The organism is Alphaproteobacteria bacterium GM7ARS4 (genome assembly GCA_014332745.1).
In the GTDB taxonomy this organism is placed as follows: Bacteria; Pseudomonadota; Alphaproteobacteria; order GM7ARS4; family GM7ARS4; genus GM7ARS4.
This window is the reverse complement of the sequence record JACONL010000009.1, coordinates 1-17,107: the sequence shown is the minus strand read 5'-3', so window position 1 is coordinate 17,107 and position 17,107 is coordinate 1. Positions and strand designations below refer to the sequence as shown.

Genomic DNA, 17,107 nt, shown 5'->3' with positions numbered 1-17,107 from the left:
CCTATCCATGTCTTGAGAGATGGCGCGCTAAACATTGGGCGCTATCCAACATCCTATTGGAAAAGCCCCATTCATTATCATACCACGCCACAACCCGCACAAAACGCTTCCCCATGACGTGCGTCTGCGTTTCATCAAAAATAGAGCTGGCGGGATGTCCTATGAAGTCAGAAGAGACTAAAGGCGCATCATTGAGCGCTAAAATTCCCTGCAACGGCCCTTGAGCATGGCGACGCATGGCATCGTGCAACGCCTCCTTAGACACATCCTTGCTGGCAACAAAGGTGAGGTCGGCAAGGGAGACATTAGGTGTCGGCACACGCACAGCACAACCATCAATACGCCCCTCTAAATGAGGAAGAACAAGACAGACAGCGCGCGCCGCGCCGCTCGTCGTCGGAATCATAGACAGAGATGCCGCCCGCGCCCGCCGCATATCCTTATGCACCATATCGACAACCTTCTGGTCACCCGTGTAAGAATGCACCGTCGTCATATAGCCATAGTCCAACCCACAGAGCTTATCCACCACATGGACAACAGGAACAAGGCAATTGGTCGTGCAAGAGGCATTGGACACCACGTCATGCTCTTTGCCTAACGCATGGTGATTCACGCCATAGACGAGGGTCATGTCAGCATCAGCACATGGCGCGGAGACTAAAACCTTCTGAGCGCCCGCCTCGAGATGCGCCGCCGCCGCCTTGCGCGTGGTAAAACGCCCACTGCACTCTAAGACAATATCCACCCCCACCTCAGACCAAGGCAGGCGCTGAGGGTCTGGCTCGCACACGAAACGGATAGCCCCCTTCTCCGTCACAAGAGTCTCGCCTTGCCATTTTGTCGCGCCTTCATAACGCCCATGGACGCTGTCATAGTGAAGCAAATGCCTCAGCACAGAGACATCCCCTAAATCATTCACAGCAACAATCTGTAGAGACGTATCCACGCGCCCCAACCATGCGCGCAAGACAAGACGACCAATGCGCCCAAACCCATTAATAGCGACCTTTATCGGCATGTTTCTCTCCTTCTACACCATCTGGATGTCAATCCCCACAGCCTCCAACGCCCCCTTTATCTTATCAGAGGCATGACGCACGCGCACAGCATCATCGCCACGCAAGACGATATTAACACCAAGACCCTTCGATGAAAACCATGGGTAACTGCCAATATCAATGTCTTCATACAGAGATTGCACATGAGCCAACGCCTCAGCAATGTCCCCCTCAGCACGACGACAAAGTAACGATAAAGAACATAGAGGCTTCCCTCTACGCAAACGCATCATCGCCCCTTTCAACATCGCCTGCATAATCTCAGGCACGCCCGCAAGCACCATGACATTCCCTATATGGTAGCCCGGCGCATGACTTATGGGATTATCAATGAGAACACCGCCACGAGGGATGAACGCCATTTTCTTCCTCGCATCATTGAGCGCCTCTCCATAATGCTTCTTGAGACGCGCCAGCGCCTCCTCGTGGCAACATAATGGCACCAAAAATGCCTTCGCCACCGCACAAGACGTCCTGTCGTCATGCGTCGGCCCAATCCCCCCCGTCGTGATGACATAATCATACACAAAGCGAAGACTATTGATATGCTGGATGATGGCGCGCTCGTCATCGGCAATGACGCGCACCTCACGCAATAAAATGCCATAGTCATCCAGCATTGTTGCTATAAAAGCAATGTTCTTATCTGACGTTCGTCCCGATAAAATCTCGTTGCCAATAATCACAAGGGCTGCCGTCACATGCTGTGCCTTGTCCTGTCCCTCTTCTTTTACGCGATGCTCTTGCTCCATGTCCTGACCCATGCGGTTCGATTCTCCTCTTGTCCAAGCGACCCTTAAGAAACGCTATAAGCGCTTTCTCGCCGAAGCACAGCTCCATAATGGCGACCATGTCATCGCACACTGCCCTAACCCCGGACGCATGCAAGGACTCTGTTCTGAACATACACCCATTTGGTTAGAAAAAAAAGCACCTCGCAAAACGAGGCAATTGGCATGGCAATGGCAACTCACTGAGACGCCCCTCTCCCTTGTCGGCATTAATACCATGCATGCCAACCATATCGTCTTAGAAGCCCTGCAAGAGAGAAAACTCCACCCCTTTCAATCCATCACACATATCAAAAGAGAAGTGACGCTCGATGCCATGCGTGTCGATTTTGCCCTGACAACACACCATGGGCAAACACTCTATTTAGAAGTGAAAAGTGTCACCATGCGCCACACAACCCCCCATCAGGATGCCACCGCCCTCTTTCCCGATAGTGTCAGCCTCAGAGCGCAAAAACATATGAAGACCCTCGCCAGCTATGCTCAACGCTCTGTCCCAACGGCTGTCGTCTTCCTCATACAGAGGGAAGATTGCAACGCCTTGCGTCCCAACGATACCATCGACCCAGCCTATGGTCTGGCGCTACGACATGCACAACAGAAAGGCGTGCGACTCTATGCCTATGATTGTGCTATAACACCACAGAGCATTACGCTCAATCGTTCCATTCCTGTTGTCCTTACGTGAAACAGACGAGAAAGCCATTACGCCATTGATACCCCTGTCATGATCTCTCCTACCAGCTCCATTCCCCGTCATACAAAAAAAGATTTTGACGCTATGGCAAGAGCAGGACGCCTCTGTGCCCAGTGTCTTGACTATATCACGCCCTTCGTGACCGAAGGCACGACCACCGACCAACTAGACCAATTATGCCACCAATTCATTACCGACCATGACGCCCTTCCCGCCCCCCTCAACTATCAAGGCTACCCTAAATCCATTTGCACATCGATAAACCACGTCATCTGTCATGGCATTCCGAGCCAACGCCCCTTACGTTCAGGCGATATTCTCAATATCGATGTGACCGTCATCCTCGATGGATGGCATGGCGATAGTTCCCGTATGTTCCTCGTAGGGAAAACAAGCATGAAGGCGCGTAAACTCGTCCAAGCAACCTATGATGCCTTGATGAAGGGAATCGAACAAGCCCGCCCCGGCAATCACCTTGGCGATATTGGCTACGCCATCGCATGCCATGTGGAAGACCAGGGGTATTCTGTGGTGCGCGAATTCTGCGGACACGGGTTAGGACGAGTCTTTCACGACCAACCTCAAGTCCTCCACTATGGTGTCAAAGGAACAGGGCCTCAACTGGAAGCGGGATACTTCTTTACCATAGAACCTATGGTGAATATCGGCAAGCGACACGCCAAAATTCTTCAAGATGGATGGACGGCTGTCACACGGGATCGCTCGCTCTCGGCCCAATTCGAACACTCTATCGGTATCACAGACGATGGATGTATGATTTTCACCCTCTCACCCAAAAACTATACAGCGCCTCCCTACCTATAAACCCGTAGAACAGGCCATGAAAAACCGCCCCTATACCATGAAGGGAACAAACCAGAGAGGGAGTCGTGGTCTGTTGGTATCGTCTTCTATGAAGGCGGAGGAGGTATCGCCGCCTCACTATATAGGACACCGACAGAGGCAATATGAAAAGTTTTTAGGGGGCGAACCGTCCTCCCTGTATGATTATGAAATTCTCGAGCTGTTGCTCTTCTACCTCTATCCCCGAGGCGACGTCAAACCTCTGGCAAAGGCATTGCTGAAAGATGTCCCTTTAGGGCGTCTCATCCACGCCAAGACTGACCATTATGCGACATTGTCGGCACAAACAGGAAAGGCGACAACAGAGTCCTCTCACCCCGTCCGCCAATTCCTCGCCAATACACGAAGACGCACCCTCTTCGCTTTGGTTGCCGAAATCTCCCGCCGTCTCTCCATCGATACCCTCCAAAAACACCACGTCCCTATCGCCACCATAGACCAACTCATCCACTATCTACGCACCTCTATAGGACATAAAAAAGAGGAACATTTCACCATCCTCTATCTCAATAAAAATAACGACCTCATCGAACAAACAACCCAAAAAAAACACACGCCATCACGCCCCACACTGACACAAAACACCATCTCTCAAAACGACCCCCACGCCGTCAATATCAGCGCACACGCCCTCCTGCGACAAGCCATCCTCTACGACGCCTCTGCCGTCATCCTCGCCCACAATCACCCCAGCGGAAAAGCCTCGCCATCCACCCAAGACATCACCATGACAAAAAATATGTGCGAAAAACTTCACGCTATCAATGTCGTCCTCCACGACCATATCATTATCACACCCTATGACGCCTACTCCATGAAAGAACACGGATTGTTCTAAACGTCATCGTCTAACGACTCTTGATATTCTTAAGGCGCGCAATACGCATCATATTTGTCGAGCCAGCCTTGCCAAAAGGAATGCCCGCTGTGATGACGACAATATCCCCTATCTGTGCGACCTCCTCCTGTAGAGCAACCTGACACGCCTCCTCCACCATATGGTTGACGCTCTGTATGCCTTCAGCGACAACACAATAAACACCCCACGTCATAGAGAGCTGACGCGCTGTCGTCTTTGCTGTGCTGATGCCTAATATCCCCACATGAGAACGCTCACGAGACGCAAGGCGCGCCGTCGAGCCTGACTCCGTATAGGTTACGATGGACGCAGCGTTCAGTGTATCGGCAGCTTGTGCAGCTGCTGCGCTGATGGCATCGGACACCTTCGTGCGGGACGGAGGATGCCAATTCTCTATGATAGAACGATACACGCTATCACCCTCCACCGAACATATGACCTTATTCATCATGCACACAGACTCGCACGGATGCTTGCCCACCGCCGTCTCCGCAGAGAGTGTCACAGCATCAGCGCCATCATAGACAGCCGTCGCCACGTCCGACGCCTCAGCGCGCGTCGGCGCAGAAGAATGCACCATAGAATCTAACATATGAGTCGCTACAACCACGGGCTTGCCAATGCGCCGACACGCATTGATAATGCGCTTCTGTTGTATGGGAACAACCTCTGGCGGCAACTCAACACCAAGGTCGCCTCGCGCCACCATCACCGCATCCGATGCCTCGATGATACTCTCGAGATTGTTGATGGCCGCCTGATTCTCCATCTTTGTCAAAAGATGCACCGGACACTGGCGAGGAATCAACGAACGCACTTTCTCAATATCACCGACATCCCGCACAAAAGACAGAGCAATCCAATCAATATCCAACGTCATGGCAAAGTCAAAATCGGCCTTATCCTTAGCCGTCAATATGGCTTGGTCGGTCATGACGCTCCCAACGATGTTCATCCCTTTATGGGATGAAATCTCACCCCCCGTGATGACGTTGGCATCAATCCACGACGCTCCTTTCTCCACAACCTTGAGGCGCACCTTGCCGTCATCCAATAAAATATCTTGCCCGATACGGGCTATATCAAAAATTTCAGGGTGAGGGACATAAACGCCTCTTTCATCCCCCTCTCTCTTATCCCTGTCAAAACGAAATATCGTGCCAGAACGCAAAAAGACACATGGCTGAGCAAAATGCCCTAAACGCAATTTAGGGCCTTGCAAGTCGACAATGACACCAATGGAATGATTTTTTTCCTTCTCTAGCAGACGAATAGATGCTAAACGCTCCTGATGTTCCTTATGGGTCCCATGGCTAAAATTGAGGCGGAACACATCCACCCCCTCCTCAAAAAGTCTGCGTATGGTCGCATACGCCGATGTGGCAGGACCAAGGGTGGCAATAATCTTTGTTTTACGAGGACGTTTCATCTTACACCTTATACATTGTTGCTATTCTTTCTGTGCCTATGCTATCATGGCTCATCATCGTACAGACACACATCCATAACACTTCTTGATTATATCTCACTATGACAGAACCCTTTATCGTTGATACGTTACTGTGGGGGCTTCCTTTTGCGGGCCTCCTGTTATCCATTGCGCTGTTTCCGCTTTTTGCTCCTTCCTTTTGGCACGCCCATTACGGCAAGATTTCGGCGTTTTGGGCGATCGTTTTTGTTATTCCCTTCACAGTCGCTTTTGGCGTCAGCATAGCATTCCATGAGGTTTTTCACATCCTCCTTTTAGATTATTTCCCCTTTGTGGTCGTCTTAGCGACTCTCTACACGATAAGTGGCGGTATACGCTTACAAGGCGACTTTTTACCGACACCTGCTGTCAATACGATTTTCCTGACTCTCGGCACAGCCATCGCCAGCTGGATAGGGACGACAGGTGCTTCCATGCTCTTCATACGCCCGTTGCTCGCCATCAATGAAAAAAGACGATATAAAACCCATGTCATTGTCTTTTTTGTTTTTCTTGTTGCCAATATCGGTGGTTCTTTGACGCCATTGGGCGACCCTCCGCTTTTTCTAGGCTTCCTCAATGGCATCGATTTCTTCTGGACAACCCGCCATATGTTCGCGCCTATGCTCTTTCTCTCGGTGATTCTTCTCGCCATGTTCTGGGTGATGGACAGCTACTACTATCGCAAGGAACATCCCGATGTGGCAGAACCTCCCCCCCAAAGACAAAAACTCAGCATTTCGGGTCCACAAAATATCCTCTTGCTGTTCATGGTCATTATTGTCGTGCTGATGAGTGGCGTCGTCGATTTAGGCACATGGTCAATCCTTGGTATCGCTGTGAAAGGAGAACGTATCCTCAGTCCTCTCGTCATGCTTGCTCTCATAGGCATGTCACTCAAATGGACGGATAAAGAGATACGTGCGCATAATCACTTCAATTGGTTTCCCATGCAAGAGGTCGCCAAGCTCTTTTTCAGTATCTTTATCACCATTATCCCCGTCCTTGCCTATCTCAAGGGGAACACATCGGTGATGGCGCCCATTTTCGAGCGTGTCCCCGAAGCGTTGGCATATTTTTGGCTCACAGGTATCCTCTCGGCCTTCCTAGATAATGCCCCCACATATCTGGTGTTCTTTAATACGGCGGGCGGCGCTGAGATACTCCTTGCCAATCCCCAAATTCTGCTCGCCATATCGGCAGGCGCTGTCTTCATGGGCGCTCTCACACTGATAGGCAATGCGCCCAATTTCCTCGTCTTTGCTGTGGCAAGGGAACGCAAAGTCAGTGTGCCAAGTTTCTTAGGCTATATGGCGTGGTCCTTTACCATTTTGACTCCCCTGTTTGTCCTTGTCTCGTGGATATGGTTTCTCTAGGACGTATCCCCCGCGCGCCTTGCTCACTCCTCCCCATAGGTGATACGCCAAATGACGCCAGCCACATCGTCGGCGATGAGGAGACTCCCATCACGGGCAACGGCCACGTCCGCTGGTCGGCCAATAACATAGGGGCTCTTGTAACCTGTGATACGGGACAAGGCGCTCTGCCATAAGGGCGTATCGTAGGCGTCAGGGTCATCACCCAAAGGGGATGACGATGATGGTGGCGTATCCACGCGAAAACCGCTGGCAAAGACCTCATAAGAGCCTTGTGGTATGCCATCAGCAAAAGGCACGAATGCCACCATATATCCTTGAGGAACACGCGCATTCCACGAGCCATGCAAGGCAACGAAAGCGCCTCCGTGATACTCTTGGGGAAAGAGAGACGCATCGTCATAAAAGGCAAAGCCAAGGGGCGCTGAATGGGCGTGAAAGAGCATCTCTGGCACTTTTGCCTTTATGCCCTTGGGACGTTTCTCAAACCAATCAGGCTGAGGTATATCCCCTAAATAACTATAGGGCCATCCAAAGAAATCGCCTTGTTCGACTTTCGCCATGTAATCTGGCACAAGGCGGTCGCCTAAGCCATCGCGCTCATTGACGACAGTCCATAGCGTGCGATCATGCTCCCTCATGACAAGGCCGACGGGATTGCGTAGGCCTGTTGCGTAACTCTCATAAGCCCCCGTCTTGAGATCAAAACGCCTGATGGTGGCACGAGGTTCTGGTTCGATGCCGATATTGCCTCTCGACCCCACAGCAACATAGAGCTCTCTCCCATCACGACTCAAGGCGATATTGCGCGTTGAATGCCCGCTGGCAGAGCCTAGAGCGGAGTCAGGCGTCACAGGGATACGTTGCTCTTCTCCTTCTGTCCTACCGCCATCACACACATCCCCCGCCAACCGCCACACATGGTCCACATCGGCAACATAGAAGGCGCCATGGGAGAGTGCCATACCATAAGGCACACGAAACCCATCGGCACACAGATGTATCGTCTCGGCAACACCATCACCATCATCATCTTGTAGATAATGGATCGTCCCCTCACTGCTCTGGGCGAGATACACACCGCCCGTCTCATCCACCAAGAGACGCCTTGGGTCCTCTAACCCTTGGGCAAAGATATTGACGCTAAAGCCTTCCTTCACCTGCAAGAGATGTCCCTCCTTACGGGTGGCTGGTGCGGCAATGTTGGCGACGCTGGGTTCGTCATAGGGTTCGGGAAGCATATCCTTATGGATAACAATACGCGTCCCGACTGGCTCAAAGCCCGTGAGCACAGAGACCTCTTCCGCCACACTGGCGGCGGGAATGCCACAGCACAATGCCCATGCCATCAGCACAGGACATACGCCCATGCGTCTCGGTCTCTCGTGATATTGTAACGTCATGTGTCTCCGATACATAGTGTCTCTCTCCTCATCTCTGCATGAATACCCCATGTCCAGTATAGCACTCACGATAGGCGGGTGTGATACTCTGTGGCTTTTATTTATCTGGGTCCAAGCTTGATATATCATCACGTTTTTTAAGAATTTCATCGATAATTGCCTCGATAGAGCGCAACTCTTTCACAGCAAGATTAAAATACTTCAAGAGGTTTTTAACGTGCTCTGCTAAGCGATCGACATCATTATCGACTAGCTCTATGAGCTTTTTCAGAATGAAGGGAAGTTGCTCTCTCATTTTTGCATCGCGCAACACGGCGCGCATCGTGTTGAGGATAACCCATAATGTTTCGGGGGAAACCATAAAGACGTTCTTTCTCCGTGCATAGCCTACTACATCTCCAAACTCCTTATGAATGAAGTTAAAGACACATTCGTTGGGGATAAACATAAGAGCCATGTCGCTCGTCTCACCCCGAATAATATATTTTTTTGCTATGTCATCTATGCCTTTACGCACAGCTCTCTCGAACTCCTTTTTAGCTTGCGCTTTTTGCGTTTTATCTTGTGCCTCCATGATGGCACGATAGCCGCTGAGAGGAAATTTAGAGTCGATGGCAAGGGGTCCCAACGGAGGGTCAAATTTTAGGAGGCAGTCCACGCGCATCCCATTGCTGAGGGTATACTGAAAGGCATAATAGTGGGAACTGAGTTGGTCGCGCACCATTTCTTCTAGAGTCACCTCACCAAAGGCACCTCGAGTCTGTGAATTATCCATGAATTGTCGCAATTTATACACTGCCTCAAATAAATCAGAGAAGCTTGCTTTCATGAACTGCATAACCGATTCCATGAAAGCAACATGAGGGTCTCTCTGTCCCAGCAGCTGCAAATTCGCCTTTATCATGGCAAGTTGATAGCCTAGGAAGGCAAGAGCAATGACGACGACAATGAGAAGAATCAGTGTGATATCCATGGTTTTTCACCTTTTAGAGAAAAAGAGGGTGTCGCGAATGCCTTTCCTAAAGCATGCGATATATGTTGGTGTGTGTAGGCGCACACGCCTATAGAGAGGATGATATTTGCGCAAGGCGCGGCTCAGGGCTTGGGCAATATGGAAAATGGTGGCTACCTCCATCGCTAGCCGTTTTGACGAGACTTTTGAAGAGAGGCTTTCCGACTGATTAATCCATGGTTCTGCCTTGTCAAGAATAGAGTGAAAAACGCGACGCCACGCCACATCAGACGTACGCGATGCCAATGTCTCTACCTTCGCATCGTAGCGCTTGCATACATCTTGCGGCATATAAACACGGTCTAGCGTGCGGTAATCTTTCGCGCAATCTTGTAGATGATTGAGAATCTGTAAGGCATTGCACAGAGGGTCAGACAAAGCAAACAGAGCCTTATCCTCACCATGGAGGGACAGCAGAAAACGCCCCACAGGCGATGCCGAATGCATGCAATAATCCTCCAACTCTTCCCAATTGGCATAGCGCTTTTTTGTGGCATCTTGAGAAAATGCCTTGAGCAAGTCCCGTGCGTGAGCAATATCGATGCCGTGCTTATCCATCAAGGCTGCAACATCAAGAGCACATTGACAATCAGGATGGGTGTCTCGCCCCAATAAGGCATCGTCCAGACGTTTGAGACGCCTCAATTTCTCGTTCTCGTCAAGGCTAGGATTGTCAGCAATATCATCGCTAAAGCGCGCAAAACGATAATAGCACATCACAAGAGGACGTTTATCTTTAGCAATAAGCCATGATGCCACCGGGAAATTCTCATCGGAACGTCCCTTCCCAGAAGAGGCATCGAGAGAAGAGAGATATTTTCTTGCCATATGATACATCACCATGTTTCTAAAAGAGACCATAAGATTGGTTGCCCTCACCAACATACCCTATCGGGCCTCCCATGTCTATCGGCGAGCCTATAAGCCGGGTTCTGTCACACATCATGCAGACAGCATGGACGTGCGGATAAGTATTTATCTCAGACGTCCCATAAGGGCATACGTCTTGAAGCGTCTCACCTGAGCATAAAGGCACCGAGACAAAGCCGCCTGATGGCTATGCTCCATTTAGACTTGCTCCGAGTGGGGTTTACCTTGTCCGCTCAGTGTTGCCACGAGCGCGGTGTGCTCTTACCACACCTTTTCACCCTTACCCTAGGGACAGACGCCCCTCAGGCGGTTATTTTCTGTGGCACTTTCCCTGAAGTTGCCTTCGCCACATGTTATATGGCACCCTGTCTCGTGGAGCCCGGACTTTCCTCATCCGCCTATCGATGGGGTATTCCCAACAATAAGCAAGATGCACTTATCCAGCCCGCCGACATGTCCTTGTATCCTCAATTTTTCTCCATTGCAAATGCTATTCTCCATCATGTATGGTGCGACACAGAGTGCAATGTTGCCAACACACCCTAGAATATCATGGCCCATCAGCAATCTGTTGCTCACTATTTACTGACATGCGGTGCTGTGCAAATTACAAGCATGGACACGCCTTTCCTTTGGTCTTCTGGGCGCAAGAGTCCCATTTATGTGGATTGTCGACGTATCCTCTCCTATCCAGGAGCGCGCCATGCCATCATGCAAGAAGCAACAGCATGCCTTAAGAACAAAATCGGCAGGGACGTTCTTCTCGCTGGCGGCGAAAGCGCTGGCATTCCCTACGCAGCGATATTGGCGGAGTCACTGGGCAATCCTATGATTTACATACGAAAGCAAAGCAAAAGACATGGCTTGAACAAACGCATCGAAGGACACTTTGAAAAGGGCATGCATGCCATTCTTATCGAGGACCAGACAACAGATGGACAAAGCAAGGAAGACTTCATCCGCGCCATGCGCCATGAAGGGATAACATGCGCCTATGCCTTCGTGCTTTTTAGCTATGAAACAAAGAAACTCAAAGAAACAATGGACGCTTTAGGGGTCACGCTCTACCATCTTTGTTCCTATGGAGACGTTATCGATTATGCCCTAAAACATAACAAATGCACAGAGGAACAGGCAAAAATGGTGAATGCCTTTATTGATACCCTCTGAAACACATCGCCGCACAACACAGACACCAAAGCGACTTGCATTGCGCGTATGAATAGGATAGAGAGGTGATAAGGCTCTTCGCACACGTCGTCGATGTTCAACGACCCCATCGTCTAGAGGCCTAGGACACCGCCCTTTCACGGCGGCAACGCGGGTTCGAATCCCGCTGGGGTCGCCATACCCACAGAACACAAGGGAGCCCCCCACATAGGATAGGGTGGTTAGCGTTGGGGGTGGTTGGCGTTGGCTGGGGTGTCCAACGCACCCCCACGCCTTCTATGGCATGGCTCACGCCCACGCATATGCCCCGTTGCCCCCCTCGCCCATGAGAGATTGAGAGAGATTGAGAGAGATTGAGAGAGATTGAGAGAGACGGCTATCACAAGCCCTGAACAGCCTCTTTGCGCTTTTGCTCGTATTCGTCCTCACTGATAAGGCCACGTTTGCGCATGCGTTCCAATGCCTCTAGGCGTTGTTCGGCAGCACGCGACCGCCCTTCTGGCGAATCACTATCATCCTTAAGGCGAGACACCTCGTCCCGTAAACGTTGCACCTCCTCTTGAGAGGAGTCGCGTCCACGAACGGGTATGGGGACATTCTTCCTTTGCCTGACAAGCTCCTCAGCGCGCTCACCAGTGAGTTCACGTAAAGGACGCCTGAGGGTCGCATAGCTCTGAGGAGAGAATATCAGCCACTCTTGAGCACGCCCAGGCGCGGTATAAATCCCCTCCTCTCCGCCAAGAACAGAGAGAGTCAAAGGCATAGAACGTCGTTGAAAACGCTTACCCGGTATATAGGGATAAAGGCGTATGTCCCGATTTAGAGCAGAAAGTTCAGCATGGGAACGCGACATCCTATTGGGCGTGCGTATCTCGCCAAGAATGAGATTCAGCTGACCTTCACGCATAAAGACACGCCCCGTAAGCACAACGGGCGAACTAAAGGTAAGAATCTTCTCGTGCCATGACTTAACGGCAAAGGTTACATCCTGACGAGGAGTCGCCTCCTCTAGCCCTTCCACAAGATAGGTGGCAAGGACATCCAATGCGCGCTGAGAAAACAGCAACTGAGGCACATCATCGCGATTCTTCTGAACAACAATTTTCGAGAAGGCATGAACGATGCCCTCCGCTGTTATCTGTTTGAAGGGATGATCATTGGGCGGAGGCGTTTTTCCGCCAGCTCCTCTATCCTGAGGCTCTAGGCGCACAAAGAAATCATCTTTCGTCCATAACACCTGACTCCCTTGCGGGGATGTGGCGGCGGCCACATCCGTCGGCAAGAACACCCCCCCGCACAGCACCCACAAAGGCGCGCACACCCAAAGAGAAAGATAGACGCAAAGACGACGATGCCCGACGGGGTTGTTGAACATTGTCATAACCTTCCAGCGCTTCGATATTAGAAGAAGAAGAAGCCGCCAGCGGAGAAGATACGCGTGTCGACTTCAGAGCCAGAACGATCACTCGTCCGTTGGTCACCATACTCGATACCAACACGCAAGTGGTCATTCACATTGTACCACAACATCAAGTCGAAAAGACGATTGAAGCGATGGATTCTGTCCAAATACCCCACGTCATCATCGATGGTGATGTCATTATCAGTATTCAATGTCGAACTGAGGGTGCCACTCACGGCTTTCTCCAATTTCGATGCCGATGTGAAGTTGATACCCAGGCTAGCACCCACATTGAAACCCTTGAACTGCGGGAGTTCCTGTCCCAAATCGTAGGTCGCCTGAGCAATAAAGCCATAGTGGCGTCTTGCTCCACCAGTGATGTCAAGGGCATCGGTATCAAGCATGAGAACAGAGCCCAGACCCCTTCCCCAATAGCCACTCCCTGTCAGGACAACACCACGATAATTTGCCTGCGCTCCACCAGCAATCCCCCACGAGTCGACTGTCGTGCCATTGTCCGTCTCAGCTGATTGGAACATACCGCTCAGCCACGAATCGACCATAACACCATAGCGCCTATTGTGATAGCTATGCGTTAATTCACCCTCGAGGCGCGGCGTAGGAGTCTCGGTATATGCCTGCATGAATCCCCCAGCCGCCGTGGAGTAGAACTCGCCAGCAACAGGCACGACCTGCCCTTGGATGGTTTCGCTCGCCGCTTGATAGGCCGTCAGTTGGGCATCCGTTAGGATGACATTGTGACCCGCATCTATCGTCCGACCACCCACCGTCACGTCAGCAGTATGCACGTTGCGATAAAGACCATTGCCAGTATCTTGCCTCGTCACCCTTGTCGTATTATTGCCCCTAATGGCGGAAGGATCATACAAACCCACTGTCAGGTTGAAGTTTTTCCATTCAGGGAAACGATAGCGTATGGCCGCATTGAAGTTAGGATAAACATAGCCATAGCCAATGCGCCCTAAAGAGGTGCTTCCTGATAGGGTGTTGCCAATATCAACAGCGCCAACACCAAACAGAGTCATATCGGTCAAGATATTCTTACCTTGATACAGACTGAGGGTCTTACCCACCAACAATGACCCCTTGTCTCCACTCACGCTGAAGAAAATCTCACGCAAGTCAAGGGAACTCCCGATATTGTTCTCGCCGAGCTTATTTTTTTGACGATTATAGTTGTGGATGTGGGGATACAAACCGATACGGGCAAGACTATCCAAACCACCTACACGTGGCGCCTTAACATTGAAGCCAAACACCGCTGGCAACAAACCACTTTGCACACGAAAGACCTGATTTGCCGAGTCCTCGCTATCTGCGTAGACAGCAAAGGCATTGACAGAGCCATCCATGCTCACTTCCCATCCTTCATTCCCCATAAGCACGACCTCCGCACGCCCATGGGACGCATACGCCACAATGGCGAGCGTGACAGCCCACGCACACATCATAGCACGAAACGTTTTCTGCCTTATCTTTGTCATCTTCCTATCTCCTCAAGATTCATATAAACTTAATCAAACGAACGAAGCACAACACTCCACCCTTAGCGGATATGCACCTTTCTGTTCTTTTATAACACGATAACGCCTTTTCATGTCAACGTAATTTGTGAAAAAAAGAGAAAGAAGCCCACCACACATCATTGATACCGTCCGTCTCTCTCCGTTTCGTCCTCTCATCCCTAGAAGAAGTAGAAACCACCCACAGAGAAGATGTTGACATCGCTATCATCGCCACGACGATTGCGCGTGCGTTGATTGCCATACTCCACACCCACACGAAGATTGGCATTCACATTGTGCCACACCATGACATCAAACAGACGATTGAAACGATGGATAGCCCCCGCTGTCCCCACACTCAACTCAGCAGCCGTGGCAGACGTGTAATTCGCCCCCCAACTCACACCAAGATGGGTGTCGTTACCAACGTCATAGGTCGCTTGCGCAATAAAGCCATAGTGACGCCTCTCATTGCCTAACGGGTCTAAAGCATCCGTATCCAGCATTAAAATAGAGCCCAAACCCTTACCCCAATAGCCACTCCCTGTGATGGTGAGCCCCTTGTACGCCACTTGCGTGCCACCCCCTAATCCCCACGAAGACACGTCGTCACCATCAGACTGCTCTGCTGTTTGGTGCATGGCACTCCCCCAACTATCGAGGGTGACGTTGAAATTCGGCAACGCCAATTGGTGCGTCAGTTCCGCCTCCCATCTCGGCAAGGGCGTGTCGCCATAGGTCGCACGCTCACCAGCAGAAGCATTGGCAATGCGCGAAGGATCATAGACACCAACCTTCAGTTTAAAGCCCTTCACATCAGGCAAGGTATAGCGCAACGACGCATTGAAGTTGGGGGCGACATAGCCATGGCCAATACGCCCAAAGGACATGCTCGCCCCTAGAGCATTCGCCGTGCCGACACCCCGCACAGCACCAACACCAAATAACGTCATATCCTTTAGCATATTCCTGCCTAAAAACAAACTGAGAGTCTTGCCCGCTAACACAGAGCCATACGCGCTACTCGTGACGCTGAAAAAGACTTCACGCAAATCAAGAGTGCTCCCGAGTGACGCTGAAAAAGACTTCACGCAAATCAAGAGTGCTCCCGATATTGTCCTCGCCTAACTTGTTCTTCTCGCGGTTATAGTTGTGAATGTGCGGATATAACCCTAAACGGGCAAACATGTCTAAACCACCAATGCGGGGCGCTTTCACATTGAAGCCAAACACCGCCGGCAATAAACCACTCTGAAAACGGAATGTGCCAGCACCCTCAATATCCTCGCTATCGGCATACACCGCAAAACCATTGACAGAGCCATCCATGCTCACCTCCCACCCATCATTGCCCATGAGCACAACCTCCGCTAGCCCTTCTCGTTCATAAGCGACCAACAACGCGCAAGCCCACGTCCAGGCCCATGCCATAGAACGCGCGAAGCGCGCAGTGTAGCCGTATGTCTTTTCTATTATCGTCATCATGGTCTCCTTCATCATATCAAATCTTACGCCTCTTTCTGGACGACCCCCCACCTTGTCCCTATCAGTCATACATATCCTATGAGGCATTGTCAAGGTGCAACTCGACAAAAAAGGGACGCACGGATAAACTATCCATGCGTCCCTTAACCTGTCCCCCTCGCTTGCCCCTTCTCGCCCCTAGAAGAAGAAGAAGCCGCCCGCAGAGAAGACGTTGACATCGCTGTCATCGCCACGACGATTGCGCGTGCGTTGATTGCCATACTCCACACCCACACGGAGATTGGCATTCACATTGTGCCACACCATGACATCAAACAGACGATTGAAACGATGGATAGCACCCGGTGTCCCCGTCGTCAGCTCAGCAGTCGTGGCAGACGTGTAATTCGTCCCCCAACTCACACCAAGATGGGTGTCGTTGCCAAAGTCATAGGTCGCTTGCGCAATAAAGCCATAGTGACGCCTCTCATTGCCTAACGGGTCTAGAGCATCCACATCCAGCATCAGGACAGAGCCCAAGCCCTTACCCCAATAGCCACTCCCTGTGATGGTGAGCCCCTTGTACGCCACTTGCGTGCCGCCCCCTAACCCCCACGAAGACACGTCGTCACCATCAGACTGCTCTGCTGTTTGATACATGGCACTCCCCCAACTATCGAGGGTGACGTTAAAACGCGGCAACGCCAATTGATGCGTCAGCTCCGCCTCCCATCTCGGCAAGGGCGTGTCGCGATAGGTCGCACTCTCACCAGCGGCAGCATTAGCAATGCGTGAAGGGTCATAGACACCAGCCGTCAGCTTAAAGCCCTGCACATCAGGCGAGGTATAGCGCAACGCCGCATTGAAGTTAGGATAGACATAACCATAGCCAATACGCCCTAAAGACGTGCTCCCACTGAGAGCATTTGACGTGCCGACACCACCCACAGCACCAACACCAAATAACGTCATGTCCGTCAAGATGTTCTTGCCCAGAAACAAACTGAGGGTCTTGCCCGCTAACACAGAGCCATACTCGCTACTGGTGACGCTGAAAAAGACTTCACGCAAATCAAGAGTGCTCCCGATATTGTCCTCGCCTAACTTGTTCTTCTCGCGGTTATAGTTGTGAATGTGCGGATAT

The 17,107-nt window shown here is 51.2% G+C and carries 16 protein-coding genes, 1 tRNA gene and 1 other RNA gene; 6 read left to right on the top strand and 12 right to left on the bottom strand.

The window, feature by feature from the left end; all coding sequences use genetic code 11:
* Position 1: 1 nt before the first annotated feature.
* Together gap and GDA54_05960 are read right to left on the bottom strand one after the other, a co-directional pair.
* On the bottom strand, positions 2-1,021 hold the full coding sequence (gene gap, locus GDA54_05965; protein ID MBC6497843.1) for a type I glyceraldehyde-3-phosphate dehydrogenase: 1,020 nt from the start codon (positions 1,019-1,021) through the stop codon (positions 2-4).
* Positions 1,022-1,033: 12 nt separating this feature from the next.
* Positions 1,034-1,813 (bottom strand): competence/damage-inducible protein A, encoded by a 780-nt coding sequence (locus GDA54_05960; GenBank protein MBC6497842.1) that lies wholly within the window; start codon positions 1,811-1,813, stop codon positions 1,034-1,036.
* Positions 1,814-1,823: 10 nt separating this feature from the next.
* Here GDA54_05960 and sfsA point away from each other — a divergent pair, with 10 nt between their 5' ends.
* Genes sfsA through GDA54_05945 form a run of 3 tightly spaced genes read left to right on the top strand, consistent with a single transcriptional unit; the run spans position 1,824 to position 4,251 of the window.
* Positions 1,824-2,540, top strand: a complete 717-nt coding sequence (sfsA, locus tag GDA54_05955; protein MBC6497841.1) for a DNA/RNA nuclease SfsA — start codon at positions 1,824-1,826, stop codon at positions 2,538-2,540.
* A 39-nt stretch (positions 2,541-2,579) separates the two neighbouring features.
* A complete protein-coding gene (gene map, locus GDA54_05950) occupies positions 2,580-3,374 on the top strand; it encodes a type I methionyl aminopeptidase (protein MBC6497840.1) in 795 nt (264 codons plus the stop codon).
* Between the two features lie 37 nt (positions 3,375-3,411).
* Complete coding sequence (locus GDA54_05945) at positions 3,412-4,251, top strand: hypothetical protein (protein MBC6497839.1); 840 nt, start codon at positions 3,412-3,414, stop codon at positions 4,249-4,251.
* A gap of 10 nt (positions 4,252-4,261) precedes the next feature.
* On the opposite strand, the gene pyk is transcribed toward GDA54_05945, so the two are convergent.
* A complete protein-coding gene (pyk, locus tag GDA54_05940) occupies positions 4,262-5,701 on the bottom strand; it encodes a pyruvate kinase (protein ID MBC6497838.1) in 1,440 nt (479 codons plus the stop codon).
* 101 nt (positions 5,702-5,802) lie between these two features.
* On the opposite strand from pyk, the gene GDA54_05935 reads away from it, so the two are divergent.
* Positions 5,803-7,116 (top strand): sodium:proton antiporter, encoded by a 1,314-nt coding sequence (locus GDA54_05935; protein MBC6497837.1) that lies wholly within the window; start codon positions 5,803-5,805, stop codon positions 7,114-7,116.
* 23 nt (positions 7,117-7,139) lie between these two features.
* On the opposite strand, the gene GDA54_05930 is transcribed toward GDA54_05935, so the two are convergent.
* The 4 genes from GDA54_05930 to rnpB all read right to left on the bottom strand — a co-directional run bounded on the left by GDA54_05930 (position 7,140) and on the right by rnpB (position 10,853).
* Positions 7,140-8,534, bottom strand: coding sequence for a PQQ-dependent sugar dehydrogenase (locus tag GDA54_05930; GenBank protein MBC6497836.1), 1,395 nt, complete (start codon positions 8,532-8,534; stop codon positions 7,140-7,142).
* 82 nt (positions 8,535-8,616) lie between these two features.
* Complete coding sequence (gene rmuC / locus GDA54_05925; protein MBC6497835.1) at positions 8,617-9,492, bottom strand: DNA recombination protein RmuC; 876 nt, start codon at positions 9,490-9,492, stop codon at positions 8,617-8,619.
* A gap of 6 nt (positions 9,493-9,498) precedes the next feature.
* Positions 9,499-10,359: a squalene synthase HpnC gene (gene hpnC, locus GDA54_05920; GenBank protein ID MBC6497834.1), complete on the bottom strand. Its 861-nt coding sequence runs from the start codon at positions 10,357-10,359 to the stop codon at positions 9,499-9,501.
* 77 nt (positions 10,360-10,436) lie between these two features.
* Positions 10,437-10,853, bottom strand: an RNA gene (gene rnpB, locus GDA54_05915) — RNase P RNA component class A.
* A gap of 100 nt (positions 10,854-10,953) precedes the next feature.
* Between rnpB and GDA54_05910 the strand changes: the two genes are divergently transcribed.
* Positions 10,954-11,571, top strand: a complete 618-nt coding sequence (locus tag GDA54_05910; protein ID MBC6497833.1) for an orotate phosphoribosyltransferase — start codon at positions 10,954-10,956, stop codon at positions 11,569-11,571.
* A 102-nt stretch (positions 11,572-11,673) separates the two neighbouring features.
* Positions 11,674-11,749: transfer RNA gene (locus GDA54_05905), tRNA-Glu, on the top strand.
* A 201-nt stretch (positions 11,750-11,950) separates the two neighbouring features.
* Here GDA54_05905 and GDA54_05900 read toward each other — a convergent pair.
* The 5 genes from GDA54_05900 to GDA54_05880 all read right to left on the bottom strand — a co-directional run.
* Positions 11,951-12,853 carry an SHOCT domain-containing protein gene (locus tag GDA54_05900; GenBank protein MBC6497832.1) on the bottom strand — a complete coding sequence of 301 codons (903 nt, stop codon included), beginning with the start codon at positions 12,851-12,853 and terminating at the stop codon, positions 11,951-11,953.
* A 119-nt stretch (positions 12,854-12,972) separates the two neighbouring features.
* Positions 12,973-14,478, bottom strand: a complete 1,506-nt coding sequence (locus GDA54_05895) for a hypothetical protein (protein MBC6497831.1) — start codon at positions 14,476-14,478, stop codon at positions 12,973-12,975.
* A gap of 200 nt (positions 14,479-14,678) precedes the next feature.
* On the bottom strand, positions 14,679-15,551 hold the full coding sequence (locus tag GDA54_05890) for a hypothetical protein (GenBank protein MBC6497830.1): 873 nt from the start codon (positions 15,549-15,551) through the stop codon (positions 14,679-14,681).
* Between the two features lies 1 nt (position 15,552).
* Entirely contained in the window at positions 15,553-15,930 is a 378-nt protein-coding gene (locus GDA54_05885; protein MBC6497829.1) for a hypothetical protein, read from the bottom strand.
* A gap of 231 nt (positions 15,931-16,161) precedes the next feature.
* On the bottom strand, positions 16,162-17,107 hold a 946-nt coding region (locus GDA54_05880), incomplete at its 5' end, for a hypothetical protein (GenBank protein ID MBC6497828.1).